32 protein-coding genes are annotated in these 21,769 nt (G+C 61.5%); 20 read left to right on the top strand and 12 right to left on the bottom strand.

Going from position 1 to position 21,769, the window contains the following annotated elements:
• Positions 1-141: 141 nt before the first annotated feature.
• The 3 genes from ACWIGM_RS05295 to ACWIGM_RS05285 form a co-directional block, all read right to left on the bottom strand.
• Positions 142-930, bottom strand: a complete 789-nt coding sequence (locus ACWIGM_RS05295) for a hypothetical protein (protein ID WP_454024858.1) — start codon at positions 928-930, stop codon at positions 142-144.
• Positions 931-1,867: 937 nt separating this feature from the next.
• Complete coding sequence (locus ACWIGM_RS05290; RefSeq protein WP_454024857.1) at positions 1,868-2,758, bottom strand: hypothetical protein; 891 nt, start codon at positions 2,756-2,758, stop codon at positions 1,868-1,870.
• 67 nt (positions 2,759-2,825) lie between these two features.
• Positions 2,826-3,812, bottom strand: a complete 987-nt coding sequence (locus ACWIGM_RS05285; RefSeq protein ID WP_454024856.1) for a L,D-transpeptidase family protein — start codon at positions 3,810-3,812, stop codon at positions 2,826-2,828.
• 197 nt (positions 3,813-4,009) lie between these two features.
• Here ACWIGM_RS05285 and ACWIGM_RS05280 point away from each other — a divergent pair, with 197 nt between their 5' ends.
• From ACWIGM_RS05280 to ACWIGM_RS05265, 4 genes are all read left to right on the top strand, one after another.
• Positions 4,010-4,873: an alpha/beta fold hydrolase gene (locus tag ACWIGM_RS05280; RefSeq protein WP_454024855.1), complete on the top strand. Its 864-nt coding sequence runs from the start codon at positions 4,010-4,012 to the stop codon at positions 4,871-4,873.
• A 581-nt stretch (positions 4,874-5,454) separates the two neighbouring features.
• On the top strand, positions 5,455-6,336 hold the full coding sequence (locus ACWIGM_RS05275) for a hypothetical protein (protein ID WP_454024854.1): 882 nt from the start codon (positions 5,455-5,457) through the stop codon (positions 6,334-6,336).
• 22 nt (positions 6,337-6,358) lie between these two features.
• Entirely contained in the window at positions 6,359-6,586 is a 228-nt protein-coding gene (locus ACWIGM_RS05270; RefSeq protein WP_454024853.1) for a hypothetical protein, read from the top strand.
• 14 nt (positions 6,587-6,600) lie between these two features.
• Complete coding sequence (locus ACWIGM_RS05265) at positions 6,601-7,116, top strand: cupin (protein WP_454024852.1); 516 nt, start codon at positions 6,601-6,603, stop codon at positions 7,114-7,116.
• A gap of 23 nt (positions 7,117-7,139) precedes the next feature.
• Here ACWIGM_RS05265 and ACWIGM_RS05260 read toward each other — a convergent pair whose 3' ends face one another.
• The 4 genes from ACWIGM_RS05260 to ACWIGM_RS05245 form a co-directional block, all read right to left on the bottom strand.
• Positions 7,140-7,445 (bottom strand): hypothetical protein, encoded by a 306-nt coding sequence (locus ACWIGM_RS05260; protein ID WP_454024851.1) that lies wholly within the window; start codon positions 7,443-7,445, stop codon positions 7,140-7,142.
• Positions 7,446-7,513: 68 nt separating this feature from the next.
• Positions 7,514-8,374 carry an alpha/beta fold hydrolase gene (locus ACWIGM_RS05255; protein WP_454024850.1) on the bottom strand — a complete coding sequence of 287 codons (861 nt, stop codon included), beginning with the start codon at positions 8,372-8,374 and terminating at the stop codon, positions 7,514-7,516.
• Positions 8,375-8,489: 115 nt separating this feature from the next.
• Positions 8,490-8,678, bottom strand: coding sequence for a hypothetical protein (locus ACWIGM_RS05250; protein WP_454025450.1), 189 nt, complete (start codon positions 8,676-8,678; stop codon positions 8,490-8,492).
• Between the two features lie 70 nt (positions 8,679-8,748).
• Entirely contained in the window at positions 8,749-8,967 is a 219-nt protein-coding gene (locus tag ACWIGM_RS05245; RefSeq protein WP_454024849.1) for a hypothetical protein, read from the bottom strand.
• A gap of 168 nt (positions 8,968-9,135) precedes the next feature.
• Between ACWIGM_RS05245 and ACWIGM_RS05240 the strand changes: the two genes are divergently transcribed.
• Complete coding sequence (locus ACWIGM_RS05240; RefSeq protein ID WP_454024848.1) at positions 9,136-9,627, top strand: pyridoxamine 5'-phosphate oxidase family protein; 492 nt, start codon at positions 9,136-9,138, stop codon at positions 9,625-9,627.
• A 48-nt stretch (positions 9,628-9,675) separates the two neighbouring features.
• Positions 9,676-9,960 (top strand): hypothetical protein, encoded by a 285-nt coding sequence (locus ACWIGM_RS05235; protein ID WP_454024847.1) that lies wholly within the window; start codon positions 9,676-9,678, stop codon positions 9,958-9,960.
• A 126-nt stretch (positions 9,961-10,086) separates the two neighbouring features.
• Here ACWIGM_RS05235 and ACWIGM_RS05230 read toward each other — a convergent pair whose 3' ends face one another.
• Complete coding sequence (locus ACWIGM_RS05230) at positions 10,087-10,218, bottom strand: hypothetical protein (RefSeq protein WP_454024846.1); 132 nt, start codon at positions 10,216-10,218, stop codon at positions 10,087-10,089.
• 110 nt (positions 10,219-10,328) lie between these two features.
• On the bottom strand, positions 10,329-10,538 hold the full coding sequence (locus ACWIGM_RS05225; protein WP_091843677.1) for a cold-shock protein: 210 nt from the start codon (positions 10,536-10,538) through the stop codon (positions 10,329-10,331).
• 153 nt (positions 10,539-10,691) lie between these two features.
• On the opposite strand from ACWIGM_RS05225, the gene ACWIGM_RS05220 reads away from it, so the two are divergent.
• The 8 genes from ACWIGM_RS05220 (at position 10,692) to ACWIGM_RS05185 (ending at position 16,338) form a co-directional block, all read left to right on the top strand.
• Entirely contained in the window at positions 10,692-12,185 is a 1,494-nt protein-coding gene (locus tag ACWIGM_RS05220; RefSeq protein WP_454024845.1) for a sensor histidine kinase, read from the top strand.
• Between the two features lie 26 nt (positions 12,186-12,211).
• The gene (locus ACWIGM_RS05215; protein WP_454025449.1) at positions 12,212-12,625 is read left to right on the top strand and encodes a response regulator; all 414 of its coding nucleotides are present in this window, start codon (positions 12,212-12,214) and stop codon (positions 12,623-12,625) included.
• 22 nt (positions 12,626-12,647) lie between these two features.
• Complete coding sequence (locus ACWIGM_RS05210; RefSeq protein WP_454024844.1) at positions 12,648-13,691, top strand: sensor histidine kinase; 1,044 nt, start codon at positions 12,648-12,650, stop codon at positions 13,689-13,691.
• 138 nt (positions 13,692-13,829) lie between these two features.
• The gene (locus ACWIGM_RS05205) at positions 13,830-14,291 is read left to right on the top strand and encodes a SemiSWEET family sugar transporter (protein WP_454024843.1); all 462 of its coding nucleotides are present in this window, start codon (positions 13,830-13,832) and stop codon (positions 14,289-14,291) included.
• Between the two features lie 12 nt (positions 14,292-14,303).
• Entirely contained in the window at positions 14,304-15,044 is a 741-nt protein-coding gene (locus ACWIGM_RS05200; protein ID WP_454024842.1) for a Crp/Fnr family transcriptional regulator, read from the top strand.
• Between the two features lie 44 nt (positions 15,045-15,088).
• Positions 15,089-15,316, top strand: a complete 228-nt coding sequence (locus ACWIGM_RS05195; protein WP_454024841.1) for a DUF6894 family protein — start codon at positions 15,089-15,091, stop codon at positions 15,314-15,316.
• 152 nt (positions 15,317-15,468) lie between these two features.
• On the top strand, positions 15,469-15,768 hold the full coding sequence (locus ACWIGM_RS05190; protein ID WP_454024840.1) for a PepSY domain-containing protein: 300 nt from the start codon (positions 15,469-15,471) through the stop codon (positions 15,766-15,768).
• A 36-nt stretch (positions 15,769-15,804) separates the two neighbouring features.
• The gene (locus ACWIGM_RS05185) at positions 15,805-16,338 is read left to right on the top strand and encodes a hypothetical protein (protein ID WP_454024839.1); all 534 of its coding nucleotides are present in this window, start codon (positions 15,805-15,807) and stop codon (positions 16,336-16,338) included.
• A gap of 661 nt (positions 16,339-16,999) precedes the next feature.
• Here ACWIGM_RS05185 and ACWIGM_RS05180 read toward each other — a convergent pair.
• The gene (locus tag ACWIGM_RS05180; protein WP_454024838.1) at positions 17,000-17,248 is read right to left on the bottom strand and encodes a DUF7696 family protein; all 249 of its coding nucleotides are present in this window, start codon (positions 17,246-17,248) and stop codon (positions 17,000-17,002) included.
• 86 nt (positions 17,249-17,334) lie between these two features.
• Between ACWIGM_RS05180 and ACWIGM_RS05175 the strand changes: the two genes are divergently transcribed.
• The 4 genes from ACWIGM_RS05175 (at position 17,335) to ACWIGM_RS05160 (ending at position 19,146) form a co-directional block, all read left to right on the top strand.
• On the top strand, positions 17,335-17,586 hold the full coding sequence (locus ACWIGM_RS05175; RefSeq protein ID WP_454024837.1) for a DUF982 domain-containing protein: 252 nt from the start codon (positions 17,335-17,337) through the stop codon (positions 17,584-17,586).
• 575 nt (positions 17,587-18,161) lie between these two features.
• On the top strand, positions 18,162-18,284 hold the full coding sequence (locus ACWIGM_RS05170; protein ID WP_454024836.1) for a hypothetical protein: 123 nt from the start codon (positions 18,162-18,164) through the stop codon (positions 18,282-18,284).
• 179 nt (positions 18,285-18,463) lie between these two features.
• Positions 18,464-18,733: a hypothetical protein gene (locus tag ACWIGM_RS05165; protein ID WP_454024835.1), complete on the top strand. Its 270-nt coding sequence runs from the start codon at positions 18,464-18,466 to the stop codon at positions 18,731-18,733.
• A gap of 161 nt (positions 18,734-18,894) precedes the next feature.
• Positions 18,895-19,146, top strand: a complete 252-nt coding sequence (locus ACWIGM_RS05160; protein WP_454024834.1) for a hypothetical protein — start codon at positions 18,895-18,897, stop codon at positions 19,144-19,146.
• Positions 19,147-19,208: 62 nt separating this feature from the next.
• Here the strand turns inward: ACWIGM_RS05160 and ACWIGM_RS05155 are convergent, their stop codons facing one another.
• Positions 19,209-19,520: a DUF1236 domain-containing protein gene (locus ACWIGM_RS05155; protein WP_454024833.1), complete on the bottom strand. Its 312-nt coding sequence runs from the start codon at positions 19,518-19,520 to the stop codon at positions 19,209-19,211.
• Between the two features lie 192 nt (positions 19,521-19,712).
• Between ACWIGM_RS05155 and ACWIGM_RS05150 the strand changes: the two genes are divergently transcribed.
• The gene (locus ACWIGM_RS05150; RefSeq protein WP_454024832.1) at positions 19,713-19,982 is read left to right on the top strand and encodes a hypothetical protein; all 270 of its coding nucleotides are present in this window, start codon (positions 19,713-19,715) and stop codon (positions 19,980-19,982) included.
• A gap of 14 nt (positions 19,983-19,996) precedes the next feature.
• Here ACWIGM_RS05150 and ku (ACWIGM_RS05145) read toward each other — a convergent pair whose 3' ends face one another.
• Positions 19,997-20,803, bottom strand: coding sequence for a non-homologous end joining protein Ku (ku, locus tag ACWIGM_RS05145; RefSeq protein ID WP_454024831.1), 807 nt, complete (start codon positions 20,801-20,803; stop codon positions 19,997-19,999).
• A gap of 126 nt (positions 20,804-20,929) precedes the next feature.
• Here ku (ACWIGM_RS05145) and ku (ACWIGM_RS05140) point away from each other — a divergent pair, with 126 nt between their 5' ends.
• The gene (gene ku, locus ACWIGM_RS05140) at positions 20,930-21,751 is read left to right on the top strand and encodes a non-homologous end joining protein Ku (protein ID WP_454024830.1); all 822 of its coding nucleotides are present in this window, start codon (positions 20,930-20,932) and stop codon (positions 21,749-21,751) included.
• Positions 21,752-21,769 lie beyond the last annotated feature (18 nt).

Raw genomic sequence — 21,769 nt, 5'->3', positions numbered from 1 at the left:
AAGCCATTGATTTATAACCAGAAATAGAAGGTTGAAGAAAAATGCCCCGGCCGAAGCCAGGGCGCTGCAGTCATGGGGGCTGCCGGGAGGGAAACGCTTCCCTCCTAGTGATTAGGCGCGCAACTCAGCAGAAAGTGACTCTCAAGCCGCGTATTTGTATTTTTCTTTTTGCAATGCAGCGTCCAATTCAGCACAAGCCTTTATCAGAGCGTTCCTACCGGCACGTTTGGCGTAGTCGCCTGACTTGCCGAGATGCTCTCCAATGCTTGCGAAGGATGGAGCGTCGATTGAGAAATCCAGAACCGCGACGATCTGCGGATCTAGGATAGCGATGAGCCGGGTGATGCGCTGGCGTGCGTCGAGCACGTCTTCACCAGCCAGCGGCTTGTCGGGCAAGGGCGGTGCGGTTTTCCGATCGCGATAGGCTCCGTCTTTTTTCCGCGATCTGGTTAGTGTTACCACGTTGCCGTCCTTGTCGCGGTGCCGGATGCCGATAATCGAGCCTGCCCGGACCCGAGAGTTGTAGCCGCTATCACAGCCAATGTTGCCGGGCGGTCCATACGTTCCGCGGTAGTTGAGAACGCCGTCCAACTCCTGCACGTCTTCGGTTTCTTCCGCCTCGTCGTGGTTGTCGTTGGCGGTGTAGTTCCGCAGATCGTCAGCCAGGACCAACACGCCAACCCGAATAGATCGCCCCGTGCTACTGTAAACAAGTGAGCCGAATATTCCCGCGTATGGCACAATCCGGCCGTGGCGCTCGCAGTAGTCCACGCCGCTGTGCGCAGCCTGCACCAAGCAATCTTCTGACCATAGTCGTTCGATCGAAGCCTCAGCTTCTTGTGGCATGTCGGCGTCGCCGGCGGCGGCGGCGTACCAGGTCGACGCCAGCCCGCTGGACTCTGAAGCGGCACGAAGCCACTTCCAGATCAACCGCGGGGCGAACTCGGGTGCCAGTAGCGCGGCACGGTCATCAGCCGGGTCCGCGCGAGGTGGAGCGGGATTGTCATTATCGGCAGCTCGCAGGAGCTCGAGGATGGCGCGACGGCCGGCAGCGTCGTCTGAGTCGATAGGCGCGCGAAAGGGCATAGATGTAAGTACGTTTGAAATCATGAGTTCCCCATTGGAAGAAGCGCGCCATTTGCTGGCGTCTACTTATTGATGGCCGCACCACGGCCCGGCAGGCGGGCGCAGGCGGCGAATGGAAGAAAAGGGCAGTAGGGCTGCAGCGGCGCTCTTGGCGAACCCGCCAGCAAGCTTCGCCCATACTGGCGAATCCTAAATTCGTTTGTCAAACGCCATTGACAATTAAGAGATATTATGCGTGGCCCGTGAGGCTGTTTGACATCGCCGGACGATTCGAGCGTTCAGAACCAGTCTCGCTTTGGCGCGTTTATGGCCGCAGCGGGGAGGCTGATATGTTTGTAAGTTCGGGTGCCGCAGGCGTCCTTATCAGGGTCGCCATCGTCGTTGTGCTGGGCATGGGTATTCTCCTGCCCGTTATCTTCCTGCGCTAGCCGCGCGCGCTTACGCGCAGGCGTGGGAAAACTCTAATTGCGTTAGTGGTTGACTTCGGCACCGGTCTGGGAAGGTGATGCGACTAGCCCCAGCGTTCCGAGATGCCAGCAGGGCATTCTAGAACTATTCTGTCCCGGCATCGGGAGCGGGACAGCCGGGACAACCCTAAGGGTTTGTCCCGTCCCGCTAACCGCTATCTGCCCATGACCGGGACGGGACAAAGACGGGACATGTCGCGGTTGCTCGCTTTGGGAGTTCACAACTTGTTTTTCGCGGTTGGATATGGGCGCTGGCTTGTTCCTGGTCGCCCGCTCTGCCCAACTTAATCTGCTTTGAGCTCACTCCGGTCATTCTAGACGTTCCTTGCCAGCCCTTTCTTCGTCCGCGAGCGGGCGGCTTTTCGGGCAGGGCGAAGCTCCTCAGGGGTCGGCTGCCACCAGCCTCGGACAAGGTCGCTCGATGTTGGCGGGCGTTTGGCAGGCCATGTTTTGACAAGTTCATCGAAGGTGGGTCGTCGCCATATCGCCCAGACTAGATCATGCTGAGGCGAGCTCCACGCATAGTGCCGCTGCGCCGTTTCGTCTGGAACGACTTCGCCCGTAATCTCAATGATGACCAGCGGCCCGTCGTGCGACATAAGCACCCCGTCCAACGGTGGCAGCGCGGCGGCCGGAACGGGATAGCGATGGCGCCGCCGTTCGCTGATTGCGAGCTTAGCCTGCTCATATCCTGGCTCGGCTTTCGCTGCTTCGTATCTTTGTTTTCGGGCTTCCGGCTCGTTGCGCTTCGCAGCCGCCTCGATTGCCGGCCATCGCTTGCGCAGCTCATCGACCGATCGGAATGGAACCTGCCAAGCCTTCTCCTCGCCATTCCACCAGGCCCATGGCACCGCGCGCAATTCTTCCACGACAGTTCGTGAATAGGGCGTGCAAATGACGAGCTCGTCGGCGACGGTCAGATAAGGGCTGACGATTGGCTCGAACGAAAAGGAGTCGCGACCTCGTTCGTCGGCGCGACTGAAATCGGCAGGAAGCTCCCGATCCAACCAGCGGGTTGCCCGCCGTACCGCCGTTTCACCCGGCAGTCGCCACGCTTCAAGTCGCTCGCTCCACCGAGCTCTCGGAAAAGCCGATCGAAAGCGCTCGACAAGGTCGACGTCGAAGGGGAAGGAGACGATAGCGCCTGAGCCTTCGTCATCCGCGCGGATCTCGACGTCGTTCTGCTCATGGTCACGGTGGGCCATACCGATCTACCACTGCGGGCATCGATGCCCGATCGGCGCCCAGCTTATCGCGGCGGCTGGGACGACACTATTCGACGAAGCGAACGATGGTTCCGGGCCCCACCATCTGCGCCAATTCCTCGGCGTCCCAATTCGTAAGCCGGATGCAACCATGCGAAGAGGCTTTGCTGATCCGAGACGGCTCCGGCGTGCCGTGGATGCCGAAGGTCGGCTTCGAGAGCTCGATCCAGATCGTACCGACCGGATTGTTCGGGCCCTTCGGCAGCACAAGCCGGCGCTTGTTCTTGCCCTGCAGGAAATTCTTGACCGGATCATAGTGGTAGGTGGGGTTCTCCACCACGCGAACGACTTGATGCTCGCCGTCCGGCGAGGGGCTGTCGTCGCTGCCTATGGTTGCTGGAAAGCTGGCGATCACCTTTCCCGCGACGTCGAGAGCGCGCACCATCCCAAGTGTCTTGTCAGCTTCAACCAGCTTTGCTTCCAGGGATGGACGCGTTCGTCCCACTGAGACGACATCGAGCGTTTCGCCGCGTTTGCGATAGCGGGCGCGCGGATTGAGCGCCTTTAGCAGTTCCTCGCTCATATGGAATCGCTCGGCCAACATTTCGCTGGGCGTCTTGTAGCCGAGGCGCTTCATGCGCGCCTGGTGGGCATAATCGCGAGGAATCCGCCTCGAGAAGGCGTATCGCGTATCCTCTCGGGTCACGCTGTATTCCGAGACGATGTCCAAGCTGGCGCCGCCACTCAACGCTTGCCATGTCGCGGCGTCGACGTTGTCGCCAGCGCCGAGATTTTCGCGGCGGCGGAACTGGACGACCGCTTTTCGATAGTTGTCACCGTCCTTGCCGTCGATCTCGCCGGGCGAGATGCCTTGGCGCGCTAGCAGGACCTGTGTCTTCACGATCGATGCGCTTGGCCGGACCAGCTTGCGTTTCGATGTAACGGGAGGGCCAGCGTTGTTGACCTCGTCAACGGTCAGGGCTTGCGCGTTTCCAATCGACAAGGCGAGGAAACAGCCAATTAAGCCAGCACGAAGTCGGAGATGTTCAAGCACGAGCGCGAGGCCCCTTCGTGGGAAATCTGCCTCGCAAACGCCGTGCAGTATCTCGGAGTTCCGTGGCAACCCATCGCTCGTTCCAATGCCCCAGATGAACCCTCGCGCCTGTGACCGCACGATTTGGTTGCCCACACATTCTGTTCGCAACCGAAGCTAGCTCCGCGCGTTCTGGTGCCAACGCAAGGAGTTCTGGTATGACGTCACCAAGGCAGCAGCAACTGCGACTTGCCGGCGGCACCGATTTATCTTTCGTCACTGCGGGCGATGCGTCCAAGCCCGCGCTGCTGCTCCTGCACGGCTTTCCGAGCTCGTCGCGCACATTCGCGGGCATCATCCCCGGGTTGGCGCGCATTGCCTACGTGATCGCACCCGATTTGCCCGGCTACGGCCGGTCTGCTCCCTTGCATGTGCCGTCTTTCAATGCGTTCGGTGCTGCGATCCAGGAGCTTCTGGACTATCTCGCGATCGGCCGTCGCTTCATCTATCTGCATGATTGGGGAGCGCCCGTCGGCCTCGACATCGCCATGCGTTCTCCCGATCAAGTTGCTGGCCTCGTCATTCAGAATGCTAACGCCCATCGCTCGGGCTTCGGTCCGCTCTGGGAGGCGACGTTCGAGTTCTGGGCGAATCCAACAGAAGAGAACGAGGCAAAGGCGACTTCGCATCTGAGCTTAGAATTCACCCGCGAGCAGTACACCGGCGGGTTACCCGAAGAGGTCGCCGCAAGGATCAAGGGCGAGCCCTGGATAGAGGATTGGCGGGTGATGAACCTGCCCGGCCGCATGGCGATGCAGCGGTCGCTGATCGCCGATTATGCCAATGTGGTCGCCTGCTTCGACGACATCGGCAACTACCTCAGGAGTTGGCAGCCGCCGGCTCTAATGTTGTGGGGACGGCACGAACCATATTTCGCGCTCGCCGAGACGGTGTCCTGGCTGGAAGACCTGCCTAGGATGGAGGCGCACATCCTAGACGGCAGTCATTTTCTGCTCGAAACGCACGCCGAGCCCGCAGTTGTCCTCATGCGCGAGTTTATTGAACGAACGGAGGCAAGCTGAAGGCGTGCGGAAATGGCGCGGCCGTGAGAAAGCTCGCTTTAACGACAAGCGTTGAGCAAGCAGGCCGCAGCGGCTGCCCAGTCGACGGCGAGCAGGCCGGGCGCATCAAGCGCTTGGCAGTTCGGAACAGAAAATGCCGCTCCGACTTTGCACAATTCTGGTTCAACCGCCGCTGGATCAGCATGTGGGCTAGAATCGCGACGACGGCGAGAAGGGTCTCCGCGGTGAAGAACCCGTCTGGACCGCCGCTTGGCCCCAGAGGCAGCAGGCCAGCGATTCCGACTCCCGAAGATCGTCAAAAATTGAGCGGCGTAGACAGTGGGTTGAAGAGCGCTGTCCCGGCCTGGCGCAATGGAGCGGGCCGGGGCGCATCTCTCGAACGGAGCCTGGTGATGTAGCGCGCTGATGAGCAGCTCTATCTGATCCAATGCGGAACTGACTGACCCTTTCGTAGTTCTCCCGCCAGTACCGCCAGTCGCGCCGCCCGGAGAACAGCAATGGACGACATCATTTATCTGGTTGGCCTCGTGGTCGTGGTCATGGCGATCCTCTCCTTCTTCGGCCTGCGATAGGAGCGTCCCATGGCAACCGAAACCTCCGACGTCGTCGTTGTTGCTCCAACCCAATCCGCACCACCTTCCGGCTCCTATCTCGAATGGAGCGCAATCTTCGGCGGTGCGGCTCTTTCCGCCGCCATCACCACACTACTGACCACCTTTGGCTCGGCGATCGGGCTCTCGCTGGTCTCGTTCGAACCCTCGCGTTCGAGCGGACTTACTACCCTGGCGATCGCCGGCGCGCTCTGGGCCCTATGGGTGACCGTCACGGCTTCCGCCGCCGGCGGCTATTTGGCAGGGCGGATGCGGCGCCCGGCTGCGGACGCCAGCCAGCACGAGCGCCATGTGCGCGACGGCTCGCACGGTCTGGTCGTCTGGGCCGTAGGGGCGCTGCTCATCGCAGGCCTCGCGGCGTCTTCCGTCGCTGGCCTGGCCAGAACAGCCGCCAGCGGAGCCGCTGCCGCTACAACCGCTGCTGGGGCGGCCCTCAGTCAACAGCCCGATCCGCTCGCGACCGCCGCGGACACATTGACCCGTTCGACTGGTACCCAGCCCGTCACACAGGCCGAGCGCGACGAGGCCTCTCGCATCCTGTTGCGGAGCCTCGCCAGCGGTCAGCTCGATCAGGCGGATCGCTCTTATATCGCGAGCCGTATAGCGGCGCGGATGAACATCGCACAGCCCGAAGCGGAGAAGCGTATCGACGACGCCTTCGCCCGCCTCAATCAGGCTAAGGAAACCGCCAAGCAGGCCGCAGAACGCGCCCGCAAAATCGGCGTTCTCTCGGCCTTCCTTACCGCAGCGGCGTTGCTGGTCGGCGCAGCGGCAGCTTGGATGGCAGCGCAGCTTGGCGGCAAGCACCGTGACGAGGAACTGGACCTGACCGCTCTCTGGGGGCCGCGCTGAACCGTAGTCAAGGGAGCTCATCATGCGCGACGGACACGGCAATCCATTGAGCCCTGAGCAGGAAGCTGAGGTGAAAGCCCGCAAACCGGCGAAGCAGGGTGCAGAAGGGCAATTCGCGCTCTCTCAGGCAAAGCCCAATCCTGGAGGCATTACGAGCGCTAATCCTGTCGTGCTGTCGGGGGATGGCGATGCCAATCCCGGAAACGGTTATGGCCGTGATCGAGACCCGAGCGGCCCTCGCTCGGATTGATTGGAACGTGATCGATGACGGTGCCGACGATACTCGTCCTGCCCTTCGAGGAGCGCGGACCGATCCCGAACAACCCGCGCTTTCCGGCTCTCGTCTATCGACATGCCTTCCCGCCGGAGCCGGCCGACCTCGCCAGCGCGATCGAGCGGCGCTTTGAAGAAAACGGTTGGCCACCGGCGTGGCGGAACGGAATCTACGACTTTCATCACTACCACTCGAAAGGACACGAGGCCCTGGGCATTGCCAAGGGATCGGCCGAGCTGGTGCTGGGCGGTGAAGGCGGCCGAGAGCTTGGCGTCCGCTCGGGAGATGTCATCCTGCTACCGGTCGGTACGGGCCATCGCCGGCTCAGTGCCAGCAGCGATTTCCTGGTCGTCGGCGCCTATCCCCCGGGGCAGAGCGGGGACATTCTGCGCGATGCTCCAAGCGTGGCGATCCGGGCTGCCATCAGCAGGTTGGGAAGGCCAGCGAACGATCCCGTATCCGGCCGCGACGGGCCGATGCTCGAACACTGGAGCGACGGGCTCTAAGATCAACGCCAGCGGCAGTGACGTCAGGACAGTTTATCAATCAGCCGATCTGGCGCGACGAGAGGCGTGCCGCTCCGAGAAAGCCCCACCTGGTTTTCTCGGTCCAGCTCGATCGCCGCCCGTAGCAACCCACCAGGTACGATCATGTCCTGCAGGAGTAGCCAAGCGACGGAACTCGTGCTGCGGCCAGAAAGGCGGGCGAGCGCTTCGAGCATGTCGCCTTCGCTCATCCGTAGCAGAAAGCGCTCCCTCAATGTCTTGCCGCTCGGGGGAGCGCGGTGGCTGAGCGGGAGGACGTGGCTGACCAGTACCGAAGAATGATGGCTCATCGCGCCCTCCAAGCCGCTGACCGACAACCCAGTAGGAGGCGACCGGTTCTCTATTCCGCCGTCGCTTTTCATCGCTCAGTGAAAAAAATCCGAAGCGCCCGCGCGACAGCCTCTGGCGCCTCTTCCGCCATGTGGTGGCCGCTGGCTATCGAGTGACCTCGACGATCCGGCGCCCATGGTCGCCAGACGTCCAGTACATTCCCATAAAGGTCTGGCAGATCATCGCGCTCGGACCACAGGCAGAGCAGCGGGCATTGCAAAGTTCGACCCTGCTGGCGGTCGGTTTCGTCGTGAAATCGATCTATCGCCGGCCCAGCGCGATAGTCCTCTAGCATCCCATGGACCGTATCCGGATCCTGAATGGCCGCGAGGAAATCCGTGTAGTTTTCAGATCCCATCGCCGCGGGATCACCACCATACCACGCAAGTGGATTGGCCAGGATCGCTTGCTCAGGCTTGTCCGGCTGGCAGAAGAAGAACCAGTGCCACCAGAGATGTGCGAACTTTTCAGTGCAGCGCTCCAGGGCCTCGAGGATCGGCACGCCATCCATCACGGCCAGTCGCTGCACCACCTCGGGGTGATCCATCGCCAGTCGAAAGGCCGTGTAAGAGCCCCGATCATGGCCTGCAACATGGAAACGCTCGAAACCGAGCCGTGCCATCAACTCGAGACAGTCTCGCGCCTTTGCGCGCTTCGACGAACCGGCATGCTGCGGCATTTCTGGAGGATGCGAGGATTGCCCGAACCCTCGCAGGTCGGGACAGACGACATGGAAATCAGTCGCCAGCAATGGTGCGACCCGATGCCAAGTTGCGTGGGTACGCGGGCGGCCGTGCAAGAGCAGCAAGGGGTCACCCTTGCCGCCATGCCGCACGCGTAATGTGGCTTCGCTCAACTCCATCACGTCGAGATCAAAGCCCTCAAACATCTGGCACGCTTCTCACCGATCATGCGCTTCACTGGCCCAAATGCGCGCGCCCGAAGGTTTTTGGTCCCTCGAAAATTGGTACTGTTCAAACTGATCGGCAGCGCGCGCAGACGGGCTAGCGATCCTGCTGATGCCCCTGGCGGGTGGTGTTGATTTTGGTGTTTCCCTGCTGGCCTTGTGACGCGGCGTTTGATGGCCGTTCGTTCGGCTCGGCCTTGTGCGGATCCCTGGCCTGATGACCTGGCTCGTCGGGGCCCTTGTCGCTTCGGTTCGCTGGCGGGATCGGGGGCTGCTTGTTCATGATGACCTCCTTGCCTTGAAGGGCAACGAGGAGCTGAGATGAGAGTTCCAGCCAATTTGACACCCTGCCCAACTCAATTCTGCTGGGTCGGCTTGACGGGCGCGACCTGGAGATCGGTCGGGCTCTTGGGAGCGTCTCTCGGATCGACCTGTCCCGACTGACGCTCTTTCTGCGTATCAGCGTGATAGAGGTTGACGCCGACAAACAGCGTCACCGCCATTGCCCCCAGTATCGATTCGGCAATCGCAGCAACCTTCTTGGCCTGCCGAGGTGGAAGAGGATTGTCAGCCATCGCACTCACTCCCGAGAATGACCCTTCGACAAGAACTTGCGCGGGGGCGCGCCGTTCCAAATCGCCGTTTTCAGATGCAAGCAGTGGAGGGCGGCGTAGCGTTCGCCAACGCGGAACCTCGCGCTCGGCCCACGGGTTGTCCGGCAAACGTCACAACGGGAGCCCGTCATGCCGACACCAAACGAGCTTGAAGCCAAACTCTGGAAGGCGCTTCGCTCCGACATGACCGTCATGCTCGGCCTCGAAAGATCGAGCGACAATCTGATGCGACCGATGACGGTACAGATCGACGGCGATGCCGATCACGGGCCGCTGTGGATCTTCTCTGCGACAGACACCGAGCTGGTGCAGGCGCTTGCTGGAAGCGAGAACGCTTTCATGTCATTCGCCGATAAAGGGCATGACCTTTTCGCCAGGATCAACGGCACACTGGCGCTCGACAATGATCGCGCGGTCATCGACCGGCTGTGGAATCGCTTCGTCGCGGCGTGGTATGAGGACGGGAAGGATGATCCCAAGCTGGCGCTGCTTCGCTTCGATCCGCACCAGGCAGAAATCTGGGAGAACGAGTGGAGCCTGATTGCGGGCATCAAGCTGCTGTTCGGCTCAGATCCCAAGAAAGACTATGCGGACAAGACAGCCAATGTGAGGCTCGATTGAACAGCCACCTGCATTCACCGCTGTAACGCCGAATACCGGGCGCAAGACATGATCAAGACTATTCTAAGTAGCGTCGCGACCGCCTGGATTGCGCGCGATGCCGAGCGCGGCGACATCCCTGAGGGAATGTCCGTTCCGTTGACGCTCCTCGCGGCGAAGCTGCCCGCACCGATACTCATCGTTGGAGCAATCGGCTACGGCCTTTATCGCCTCAACATCGAAACGCGAGCGCGCCGCGCCAAGGACGTCACGCCAAAGCGCCGGCGTTCAGCTCCGCGGAAAGCGGCTTCAACCTCGGCTCGACGAAGCAGCCGCAGCAAGGCTCGGAGCTGACCGAACCTCGAGAGCGTTCCGCGTCACGCCTTCTTGATTCGCGTCCGATCAGGCAGGGCATTGATTGCTTCATCAGCATCCTGATCCTTGTGGAGCACGCCTTCCCGCAGCACCTTTCGCGCGGCTTCATTCTTCTTTTTGGGTCGGTTGGGATGGGCTTGGTCTCGGCGTCGCTTCGGGGCCGATATTCTTTGGCTTCTTGCCAGCGTTCTTGGCGCCGGCAGCAAAGGTGGTTAGGGCTTCCGGTCGCTTGGCCATGGCGTTTCCCTCCGATTGCGTTGCAACCGGAGCGGAGGCTGGTCATTCCCCGTTTTGAGATGGCGACCTAGCGGCGGGCTGTTGGCGTAGGCCGCAAGCCGGGCAGATGCCTACTCGGCCTTGAGATTTTCCGCTGACGACTTGCCGGACCGCTTGTCGGCAACGACCTCGTAGGAAATCTTCTGGCCGTCGTGCAGCTCCCGCAGGCCGGCGCGCTGCACTGCGCTGATGTGGACGAACACGTCCTGCCCCCCGCCATCCGGTTGGATGAAGCCGAAGCCTTTCGTCGTGTTGAACCATTTGACTGTACCAGTCGCCATTCCTGCCTCCTTGTCAGAAGAGCGCGAACATTACCGCTGCCGTCTCGCAGCGCAATCGCCCCGGCGGGGGCTATATATTTTTGGAACTCTGTCATTTGCTATTGCGCCACTGCGGGGCTCCAGCCATGGAGGCCGGCCCGCAGAGACTTGTTGATGCCAATTTCTCCCGCGCAGTTCCTTCGATCGAACCTCCTGTTGCTCGCGGGTGGGGCGATTGCGCTGTTGATCATCGTCGTAGCAGCCTTCTGGCTGACCTGGGCCTCGGAGCGCCAGTTCGACGAGGTGGTGGCCGTCCGGGAAACGCGCAGCGCGACTGCTGATCTTTTGTCGCTCGCGCAGGACGCCGAAACCGGCCAACGCGGCTTTCTTCTGTCGCGGGATGCTGCCTATCTCGGCCCTTACACCGATGCGTTGGCCAAGTTCGAGCCGGCGCTGCAGCGCCTGAAAGCCTCCGCCGGGGCTGCAGAGCTGGCGCAGACGGAGGTCGCGCGCCTGGAAAGTGCGTTGCGCAGCAAGCTCGGCGAGTTGGCGCAGACCGTCGCCTTGGCGCAGCGCGGCGCCTGGGAGGATGCAATCGCTGCTGTTCGTCAGGGTTCAGGTCGCGATCTGATGGACGAGGTTCGCGCCGGGCTCGGCAAGGTCATCGGGCAATCCGAGCAACGCCTGCAGCAGGCGATTGCCGGTCAGGAGACTGCATCGGCCCGGCTGCGCTGGACCATCGTGCTCGGCGCGCTGGTCATCATAGCCTTCGCGGCTGCGGCATTCTGGACGATCGCGCGATACACGCGCGAGATCATCCTGGCCCGGACCGAAGTTGCCGCTCTCAACAGCGGGCTCGAGGAGCGCGTGCAGCAGCGCACCGAAGCGCTCACGCGGGCCAATGAGGAAATCCAGCGCTTCGCCTACATCGTGACCCACGACCTGCGGGCCCCGCTCGTGAACATCATGGGCTTCACGAGCGAGCTCGAAGCGACGGCTGCGCCGATCAGGGCCTATTTCGAGGCCGGCGAAACCGCTACCCCGGTGGCGCTCGCGGAGGCTCGTGCGGCGGTCGATGTCGACCTGCCCGAAGCGATCGGATTCATTCGCTCGTCGACGCGCAAGATGGACGGGTTGATCAACGCCATCTTGAAAATCTCACGGGAGGGCAAGCGCGCTCTCCGCGCCGAGGCGATCGATCTTCCCGCCGCGCTCGAGGCTGCGGCCGCGGCTGTGCACCATCAGGCGACGGAAAACGGTGACGGCATCACCGTGGATAGCCCGCCGCTCAAGATCCGCAGCGATCGGTTGTCGATGGAACAGGTTCTCGGCAACCTTCTGGACAATGCGATCAAGTACCGGTCGCCCAAGCGCGAGCTCAAAGTAGTCATGCGCGCGAAGCGGGAGAGATCGGGCTGGGTGGTAATCAACGTCGAAGACAATGGCCGCGGCATTGCACCCACCGACCACGAACGGATTTTTGAGCTTTTCCGCCGATCGGGCGCGCAGGACAAGCCGGGCGAAGGCATCGGGCTGGCGCATGTCCGCACGATCGTCCGCAACCTCGGCGGCGACATCACCGTCAGCTCCGAACTGGACGCTGGCACGACCTTCTCGATCTTGTTGCCGCCTGATCTCAGCGCGGTTCAGCGGAGTGCCGCCACTTGAGCAATGGAAAGCCGGTTTCGATCGTGATGATCGAGGATGACGAAGGTCATGCCCGCCTCATCGAAAAGAACATCCGCCGGGCGGGGGTCAACAACGAGATCATCGCATTTCAGAACGGTACGGACGCCCTGGCGTTCCTCTTCGGTGCGGACGGATCCGGAGAGGCCAGCTCCCGCCGGCAGCTGCTCATCTTGCTCGATCTGAATCTGCCCGACATGGCCGGGGTCGACATCCTGGAGAAGGTCAAGGCGAACCAGCATACCCGCCGCTCGCCGGTCATCGTCCTCACCACCACCGACGACAGCCGTGAAATCCAGCGTTGCTACGATCTGGGCGCGAACGTCTACATCACCAAGCCCGTCGACTACGAAGGCTTTGCCAATGCCATCAAGCAGCTGGGATTGTTCTTCTCGGTGATGCAGGTTCCGGAAACCGAATGATGCAGCTGGCGGCGACACGGTAATGCCCAACCGCATCATCAAGGCGCTCTATATCGACGATGACGTGGCGCTGGGGCGGCTCGTCCAACGCATTCTCGGCCGCCGTGGCTATGAGGTTGATCACGTCACGACTGCGGAAGCTGGGCTGGCTCGTTTGGCGGTTGGCGATATCGACGTGGTTATTCTCGATCATGATCTCGGCACGACTTCGGGCCTCGCCGTCCTCGAGGACCTGAGAGCACGTGAGCAAGCGCCTCCGGTCGTCTACGTCACGGCCTCGACCGAGCTGTCCATCGCGGTCCAGGCCCTCAAGGCGGGCGCCGTCGATTATGTCGTGAAGGCGATCGGCGATGACTTTGAAGTTCTGCTGATCGCCGCGCTCGAACAGGCCGTCGAACGCGCCCGCCTGATGCGGGCGAAGGAAGAGGCGGAGCAGCAGGTTCGGCAGGCGAAGGACCGGGCCGAGATGTTGCTGGCCGAAGTCAATCATCGCGTCGCCAACAGTCTGGCGCTTGTCGGCTCGCTGGTCCGGATGCAGGCCGGCGCCGTGACGGAGCCTGGCGCAAAAGCGGCACTGGCCGAAACGCAAGCACGCATCACGGCCATCGCGAATCTGCACCGCAGCCTCTACACCTCGACCGATGTCCAGCGGGTCGACCTTGCGGCCTATCTGGAAACTCTCGTCGGCGAATTGGGCAACTCCATCACGGCCTCGGGCAGGACGCCCATCGTCAAGCTCGACGCCGAGCCCGTCTCGATCAAGACTGATCGCGCCGTCTCTGTCGGCATGATCGCGACGGAGCTGGTCACCAACGCCCTGAAATACGCCTACCCGGTTGGGGAAGGCGAGGTGCGGGTCAGCATTGTGCGGGCTTCATCCAACCAGATCACGCTGAGCGTCGCGGATGACGGCATCGGCTGGGCTGGTGACGGGGCGGTAAAGGGTAGCGGGCTCGGCACCAAGATCATCGCTGCAATGTCGAAGGGCCTGGGCTCACGTCTCCAATATCAAACCCAGCCAATCGGCACGCTGGCGTCCATTACATTCGACGAAAAGCCCGAGTAGAGACCAGAAGATGCTCCGAGAACGAACGGCCGCCAGCATCGTTCTACAGGCTGATCGCGAGCGCCAACGCCAGATTGAGCGCCAGCACCAAGACGATCCAGAATTCCAACGGAACGCCACAACGCATCGAATAGTCCCTTGCTGGTCGCGAAGAAATTTCGCATCGGGCGGATCGTTCCGCGTTCTGAGGGATTTTATGCAAATGCCAGAGATATTGGTGAACGAAGGCTTCCCAGCGCCCGCGCCGGGATATGCGAGAACGCCGGGGCTACTGTGCCTGCACGCTCGATCGGCGGGCGGACCGTGAACTGGATCACGATCGCGGGTTCGGCTGCCGCGCTTTGCTCGATGGCCAGTTTCGTGCCGCAGGCCTGGCGCATCGTCAAAAGCCGCGACACCGGCTCGATCTCACCCGTGATGTACAGCTTCACGGTGGCGGGCTTCGCACTTTGGACGCTCTATGGGATCGGGCTCGGCGAGTGGCCTTTGATCGTTACAAACAGCGTCTGCCTTCTGCTTGCGTCCTTCATCCTCGTGATGACGCTGCTGCCGCAGGCGAAAAAGGACGCCATGGCTGATACGGTAGACCCCAACCCGTAAAATCGAGAGCCGATGGACAAGGATCAATATCTGGAGAGGCTCGTTCGCAAGCTCGAAACCAACTCGCCCTTGCAGTCCGGGGAGCGGGGTCAGCTGCTTCGGCTGCCGCTGATCCTCAAGCAGGTCGAGGCCGGCCATGACATCGTCAGCGAGGGAGAGCGGACCAAGAACTGCTGCCTCGTCGCCGAAGGCCTAGTTTGCCGTTACAAAATCGTGGGCGACGGGCAACGCCAAATCCTCTCCCTGCACCTCCCGGGAGATATTCCTGACATCCACTCGCTCCTCGTCGAGCAGATGGACCACAATCTCGGAACGCTCACTCCTGCGGTCGTCGGCTTCATCCCTCACGAGGCCGTGCGATCCCTAACCCGCTCTTATTACCGGATCGCCGAAGCATTTTGGCGGGAGACCCTCGTGGAGGCTTCAATCTACCGGGAATGGATGGTTGGAATCGGCCGGCGTTCGGCGCCGAGCCGGATCGCTCATCTGTTCTGCGAGTTCATCACGAAAATGACCGCGATTGGCCTCTCGGACGGCAAGGCCTGCGAGCTGCCGTTGACACAGCCGGAAATCGCCGACGCGCTTGGTCTGTCCACCGTTCATATGAACAAGAAGCTGCGAGAGATCAGGCAGGCTGGGTTGGTGCGCGTGCGGTCAAACAAGCTGACCGTTCTTGACTGGGATGGCCTGTGCAAACTGGCGGAATTCGATCCCGATTACCTGCACCTGCGGGAAACCGGATCGAAAAAGTAAGACGGAAGCCGGGAACACCAGACGGCTAGCCGAATTTGACAGGCATGCCCCGGTACTACTTTCACACGCGCGATGGCGAGCATGTCGAAATGGACGACGAGGGCACCGATCTGCCCGATGACCAAGCCGCCAAGAACGCGGCAAAAGATCTGATTTCGGGGTTGAACCGTGAAAAGCTGCCCAATGGCGATCACATGGCGCTGACGGTTATCGTAAAGGATGCGGCTGACGCTGAGATCTACACGGTGACTCTGAACCTCGACGGCCACTAGTGCATCGCGTTCCCGCTCGGTCGTTGCTGTAAAATTCCGCGTCCTGAACGCATCTGACCGAGCCACTCTTCGGGCGCTGATAGGGAACTTCTCCTCGCTGCTGCCGTTATCTGTAACACTCGGCTAAATATCTGCCATATAAGGAGATTCTGATGCGCAACGTGATCCTCACGTCGATCTTCTGCGCCCTGGTATCAACCGCCGGTGTCGCGCAGACGTCGACAACCGCGCCAACGCCTTCGCCGAATGCTCCGGCTGACGCCAATGCGCCCCTACCAGGGGCCAATAGCTTCACGGAAGGGCAGGCTAAGAGCCGGCTTGAGGCCAATGGCTACACCAACGTCGCCGACTTGAAAAAGGACGACAACGGGGTCTGGAAGGGCACCGCGACCCATTCCGGCGCCCAGGTCAGCGTCTCGGTCGACTACCGCGGCAACATCACCCGCAACTGACCGCCGGTTCTCGATTAAAAGAGGAGGAGAATTCTCATGCGTACTGTCACACGCTCCTATGAGACCTATGATGCCGCTCGCCGCGTGGTCGAAGAACTCCAGTCTGCTGGGTTCCCTGCAGCGAATATCAGCCTGATCGGCCGCCACGAGAGCACCGACAACAGCAATGCCGGAGAAGGCGCTGGCATCGGTGCTGCCCTTGGCGGCGCAGCGGGCCTGCTCGCCGGGCTCGGTCTGATCGCGATCCCCGGGATCGGCCCAGTCGTCGCGGCTGGCTGGCTTGCGTCCACCGCCGCCGGCGTTGCCGCGGGCGGTGCGACCGGCGGCATCATCGGGGCGTTCACGAGCGCCGGCGAGGATGAGGAGAGCGCCAATTACCACGCCGAGACCGTTCGACGTGGTGGTTCCGCCGTGTCGGTCAAGGCCTCCGAAGATCAGGCGCCCGCTGCGGAGGCAATCATGGACCGCGCAGTTCCAATCGACCGCGAGGAGCGGCTCACCGAATATCGGAACGAGGGCTGGAGCAGGTTCGACGAAAATGCGGAACGCTATCGCGGCCCGATCGTCTGACGACGCCTAGCCTATCCTGATTTGCTGCCTGGTGCTCGCAAGAGCGCCAGGCCTCTCCATAATCGCCACTGCCGAGGGCGTCGCGTTTAGCTACGTTCGACGCCGGCCGAACAGGCAGGTTGCCATTCGAGCTCGCCGCGGATGTACCGGTCTCTCGATGGCTCTGCCGAATGTCGGCCGAGGAACGGCAGAAAAAAAGCAGTCGCCTTTTGGCGATCCAAGGCCCGGTCTTCTACAGGGGGCCGGGCCTGTCGTTGCGATTGTTATGGCTTTGTCCTGTCTGATTGCCCCTGGGTCAGATCCTGCCCCTTCGGCTCGATGTCGCGGCCGTATTCGCGGTTTTGCTTCGTATCCGTCCCGGGTCCTTGCGGAGCGGATCGCTTGTTCGCGTCAGGAGCAACCTGTGACGAGCCGCTACCTGTACCTTGTTGCGGCGCTTGCCCGGTCGAGCCAGAGCCTGGACCGGTGTTCTCCTGCGAATGCGAAGGCGTTTGAGCCCACGCGGGAGCTGTTGTGACGAGAGCCCACGCTGCTGCAACTGCCAAAATCTGCAATTTCATCGCCCGCTCCTTATGCTGTCGGGCAAACGCGGGCGCACAGGCTGTGTTCCAGCTTGGCCCCGCGGCAACGCCTCACGCGCGCTAGATTTGCGCGGGCCTGATCAGTTGGTCCGGGTGCGCAAGATTTGCTCCATCCGCTCGAGATCTGTCTTTAGGGAGTCCGCCCCAGCCTGGCCGCGGATGGAGGCGAGCGGCCTTCCGTCCCTCCCATCCTCCGGGCTGCCCGAGCCGTTGATGAAGCAAAGCCGCCGAGCCGGTGGCATGGCGAGCAGCGTCTCGACTTCGCATTGCTGCGCCCATTCGCTCGACCAGGTCGAGACTTCCGTGCCGGCCAAGCGAGAAAAGACCATGGGCGGGTCGACTGGGCAATCTCCTTCGTCGGAACGTCTATCGCCAATCCGCGTTGAGTCGCCAGTTCATAGCGGAGGGGCGTGTCATGGGACGTCACTGGTTCAACCCGGCCGTCTATGTCGAGGCGGATCGCGCCGGCCGTCTCTATGCGGTCACATCAGCGGAGAAGGCAGTCGAGCTGTTGGTGGATTGGCCTGAGCGCAGCGCGGAATGGGAAGAAGCATTCCGAACTTGCGCCGAAGTGATTGGCGGCAAGAAGACTACGGATGAGGCTCGAATCGCGTTCGAGAAGGCTGCGGCGGCAGCCAATCGTCTGATTTTGGCAACCGCCGGTTAGAGAACCAGTTCGCTCGGTCGCGCTCTGGAACCGGCGGGCCTTGGCAGCCTGCAATGCCCATCCGAGATGTATCGCAGGATCGGCCTCGTCAGCTTCCAATTCAGCTGGCGGGACTGTCGCTGTTGCAGGCCATTCCTGCGCGAGAGGGCCGTAGGCGAATGCCTGCCGGTGGGAGGCTGCGAGAGTCTCGATGCTCGGCACTCCGACCGTCTTGGAGCGGCCATTCAAAAGTGCTGGGAACACCGCTCGTCGAAATGTGTTGATTGCGTGGCGCTGACTGGTCCCTTGCGCCATGCCTCTCGCCGACACAACAGCCCCCAAGCTCACGGCGGCGAGAGGCACCTATTCCAGACCCCGTCAGCTCGCCCTGGCGGGTGATTTGATATTGCCGGGGCACGTCTGCTGAATTGAATTCTGGCAGTTGGTGACGGGCGCTCCCCCCAAGCCAGCGCTAGGCCTCTCTCCGGTGCAGTCGTCTCCTAGCCGCCGGCCGGAGAGCATCATTTGAGTGCCCCACCCGACGTCGGCCGGGTGGTGCTTTTTTGCGAGGTTATCAGCGTCGGAGATGTGTGACGATGAGCATCCCATCTATTGACGAAATCGCATTTGGCGCGCTGATCGCCTCAGTGGTCGTTGTCGCCTCGGTCATGCTCATCGCGGTAGGCATGATTGCCATAACTGCCAGTTTGGATGAATAGGCGGCCCGCCAAACTCCGCTCTGCCGCTTGGCGAAACGCTGGCGCCATTACCCTTTGCCGACATGGATCCTGCCCGTTTGTATATGTCGCCGCCTTTTCCTGGGAACCTCTGATTTTCAGCAGGGTAGCTCTGACGCGCGCCGTCTCACCCGGCCCTCTGCGTTATAGAGTGAACACGCATGTCGAAGCTGAGCCCTAAAGAAGCCGCACTGCTAGACCGGCTTCTGGATATCATCGCTGCAGAAGGATTGGTCGAGCGGGCAAAGCTCGATCGCGCTGCGACGCTCGACGAAGTGGGCCTCACGGCGGACGACCTCACTCTGATCGGTAACGCTATCGAGCGCGAATTCGACCGCGACATGCTGCACGATGAGGCGTTCGAGCAGGCGCGGACGGTGGGTGAATTGCTCGATCTGATGGCCAGGCGCATCGCAAGCCAATCGCCGTAATGCATTTGGCTGAAATGCAACATGCTGGGCAAAACACTACCCATTCTTGTGGCTTTGCTAGCGCGCGAGAAGGGTTCGTGTTCACATTGTCGAACAGTGGCCTTTGGTAGCGAATCGATCAGCAACGACTTGTACTCAAGTCGCTCGGGGCAGCTTCTTCCATGGACGTATTCACGATGGTGATTGTCGCCTGCGTAGCGGGCGAGCCCACCTGTTTGTCAACGCACATCAGCGAAATGAGCTTCGTCAGTAATGAAGCGTGCGAGGCGCGCATCGATGACATCGTTGGAACTATGACCAAGGACTTTGCCAAGCGCCCGGAATTGAAGGGCCGGCAGGTCAGTTACGACGTTTCCTGCATGAACAGGGTTCAGCTGGCCCAGAAATTCGGGATCAAGCAATCCGACACATAGGGTCCTCAAAACGAAGAGGCCGAAACCGACCTCTTCGCCGCGAAAATTCGCTCGTCGTTTGATCACTCGATGATCTGGATGATCTTGCGCGAGCTCGGCTCGACCAGAACCGTCTTGTCGTTGACTATCGCGTAGCGGTACTGCGTGACGCCAACATCAGCCGGCAAGGCCTGCAGCGTCACGGAAGACGGCAGGGCGGTTCCGACGGCGACCGACTCGGTCACCTTCACGGAGGCGGGCTTCTCCTTGACCACATAGGCCCGGACCTTACCCTGCTGTTCGGTCGTGATCGTTGTGGTGGTGGTCGTCGATGTCTGGGCGAATGCTACCATCGGTGCCATCGCGACGGCGGCTGCGAGAAAGAACTTCTTCATATCGGCCTCCTGGTTATCCCCCAGATGGATGCGGCAACTTAGAAGCATTACAAAAGTTCCAGTTGACCACGATATGCGTTGGCCTTCGGGTTGCCGCCACCTACCAGCCCGGCGCAAAACCAACCGGCTTGACTCCTCTCAGCAATCAATTTTGAATCTCTCTAAAGAACAGATCGAATGCGAGGATCGCCCATGCCCCTTCGATCTGTTGCCGCAGATCCCGAAACACTCGCGCAGCTGCAAGAAGCCTTCGACACCGCATGGGCTGCGGTCGCGAACCATTGTGAGCCAACGGCGACTTCGGCAGCGCGCGAACGGCTCGGTTTCATTCTGGTCGACCTGTGGCGAACGGAGCCGGGCTCAGATCTGGTTGGGGGCGCGATCAAGAGGTTTCTCGTCGATGCAGTTGGGATCGCATCACCGGCGCCGATCGCCAACGACTTCGACGACAAGGCTTCCTGAGGGATGTGAGGCCGTCACGGTCTGCTCCGCAGTGACTTGTCGGCCTGCAGGCTCTTTTTCAGCGCGTCGAACAGGTTGACGACATTCCCTGGCCGCCCTCTCTCGCCGGCGTCGGCGGACTTGCGCGTTCCCTTGCGCTTCTTCGCTGCTATGAGCTTGAGCAGATGTTCCTGGACCGGGTCCTTGACCATCTCCGGCGACCAGTCCTTCGTCTTCGCCTTGATGAATCTCTGCGCCAGGTCGAGCAGTTCCGGCTCCGGCGTTTCCTTGTCGATCTCAGCGAAATAGGCCTTTTCATCTCGGACCTCGTCGCCATAGCGCAAGGTCCAGAGCACGATGCCCTTGTCGCGCGGCTCCAGCATCACAGCCCGCTCGCGGCGATAGAGCACGACGCGGGAGACCCCGACCATCTTCGTCGCCGCCATGGCGTCCCGAATGACCGAGAACGCTTCTTCGCCAACCTCATCGTCAGGCACCACGTAGTGCGGGCTGTCGAGATAGATCCAGGGGATGGAATCGCGCGTAACGAAGGCGTCGATGTCGATCGTGCGGACGGTGTCGAGCTTGACCGCCTCGAGCTCCTCATCCTCGATCAGGACGAGCCGGCCTTCTTCAGCCTCATACCCCTTGGCCTGGTCATCCGGATCGACGGGCTTGCCGCTCTCGGCATCGATATAGCGGCTGACGATCCGATTGCCGGTTTCCCGGTTCAGCGTGTGGAAGCGCACTTTCTCGCTCTCGGACGTGGCCGGGCTCATGGCGACCGGACAGGTGACCAGCGAGAGCTTGAGGTAGCCCTTCCAATAGGTGCGGGCTGGCATGACGACGCAACTCCGTAACGCAACTGCCGACTCAATGCGGCTTGCCCGATTCAGTTCCCGCTGATCGGAACCTGCTGGCCAGCCCCGCATTGAATCGCTGATGAGTTGCGTTGGGAGTTTGGTGCCATGGTCGCAGCGCGGGCGAACTGGAAGGGCTATCTGAAGTTCGGCGAGATCAGCTGCCCGGTCGCGCTCTACACCGGCGCCAGCACCGCCGAACGCATCTCGTTCCACACAATCAACCGCGACACCGGCCATCGCGTTCGCCGCGAGTTCATCGACCCGGTGACCGAGGAGTCGGTCGACCGCGAGCACCAGATCAAGGGCTTCGAAATCGGCGAGAACCGCTATGTCGAAATCGGGCCCGACGAAATCGCCAATGCGGTGCCGGAGAGCAAGAAGCTGCTTGCAGTCGCCGCCTTCATTCCCTGCAGCGAGATCGACACGGTCTTTTTCGACAAGCCCTATTACCTCGCGCCGTCCGGAAAGATTGCTGACGACGCCTTCGCGGTGATCCGCGAAGCGCTGCGTGCCAGCAAGGTCGGCGCTCTGGCGCACGCCGTGCTGTTCCGCCGCTATCGCGCGCTATTGATCCGGGCACACGGGCTCGGGCTCGTCGCCCACACCCTCAATTTCGACTACGCGGTCCGCTCCGCCACGGAGGCGTTCGACGGTATCCCCAAGCTGAAGATCCAGAAAGAGATGCTCGAGCTCGCCAAGCACATCATCGAGACCAAGAAGGGCGAGTTCGATCCATCGAAATTCGATGACCGCTACGAGGCCGCCGTCGCCGAGCTCGTGAAAGCCAAGCTCGCCGGCAAGCCGGTCAAGGCGGCGAAGAAGGCAAAGGCGCCGAAGGTCGTCGACTTGATGGAGGCGCTGCGCGCCAGCGTCGGGCAGGATGCGCCGAAGGCTGTGAAGCGGAAGCCGACAAAGAAGGCGGCGTAAGTGGCAAGAGCGAGGCGG

Source organism: Allobosea sp. NPDC055332, from assembly GCF_053645455.1.
Note: the sequence above shows the minus strand (reverse complement) of the source record. Positions and strands in the feature narration are given on the sequence as shown.